This window comes from Neisseria sp. GT4A_CT1 (assembly GCF_000227275.1).
In the GTDB taxonomy this organism is placed as follows: domain Bacteria; phylum Pseudomonadota; class Gammaproteobacteria; order Burkholderiales; family Neisseriaceae; genus Neisseria.
Map to the genome: position 1 here is coordinate 1 of NZ_JH164992.1, position 915 is coordinate 915.

Here is a 915-nt window from a genome sequence, read left to right on the forward strand (position 1 = left end):
GTCCGGCGAGGATGGGGTGGCTTCCCAGCTTTAGGCAAAATCAAACTGGTGCAGCCGCCCATAGAGCCACCCTCTCCCCAGCCCTCTCCCGCCGGATGGGAGAGGTGGCAGGCTGCAAGTCGCAGCATAAATTTCTGCCCAACTACCGTCATTCCCGCGCAGGCGGGAATCCACTTTTAAATCTCAGCAACTGTTTTTCAAACATCAGTTTCTTAGGATTGCCAATAGATTCCCGCCGTAGCCTGTCCTCGCGTAGGCGGGGGCGGGAATGACGGCGGTGGGGTGTTTGGCGTGATTTGTTCATAAGAAAAGGTCGTCTGAAAACCTTAAAATCAGGTTTGAACTGGCCCCCAAATCTTGGACACTCATAAAAGCCTATTCAGGCGCTCTGTGCAAGCTGGGTTCTGTATGCGACAGGACTCAGCTTTTTCAATTTCAAACTGCAACGCTCCCGGTTGTAGTAATCCATATAGTCATCTATCTGCTTCATCAATTCATCTACCGTCAATTCACCTGCATTATAGAAACACTCCGTCTTCAACACCGCAAAGAAGCTTTCCATCGGCGCATTGTCCCAACAGTTCGCCTTTCGCGACATGCTTTGAACCATGGAATGCTCCGCAAGCAATTCCCTATACCCGCCGTACGGTACAGCACACCTTGGTCCGAATGCAGCATCGTTCCTTTATCAGTCAGACGGGGTGCGGCTTTTTCGAGCATTTCCTTTACCATTTCGCTGTCGGCTCTGCGGCTCATGGCGTAGGCGACGATCTCGCGGTTGAACAAGTCCAAGATTGGCGAGAGGTACAGTTTGCCGTCTTTTCCTTTGAGTTCGGTAACGTCGGTCAGCCATTTTTCGTTGGGCTTTCGGGCTTTGAACCGGCGTTTGAGGAGGTGTTCCGATATCTCGCCCAT

Annotated in this window: 1 protein-coding gene; it reads right to left on the reverse strand. The window is 51.8% G+C overall.

Annotated elements, in window-relative coordinates:
• Positions 1-537: 537 nt before the first annotated feature.
• Positions 538-915: DDE-type integrase/transposase/recombinase (locus tag HMPREF1028_RS12880; protein ID WP_009313203.1), on the reverse strand; the 378-nt coding region annotated here is incomplete at its 5' end.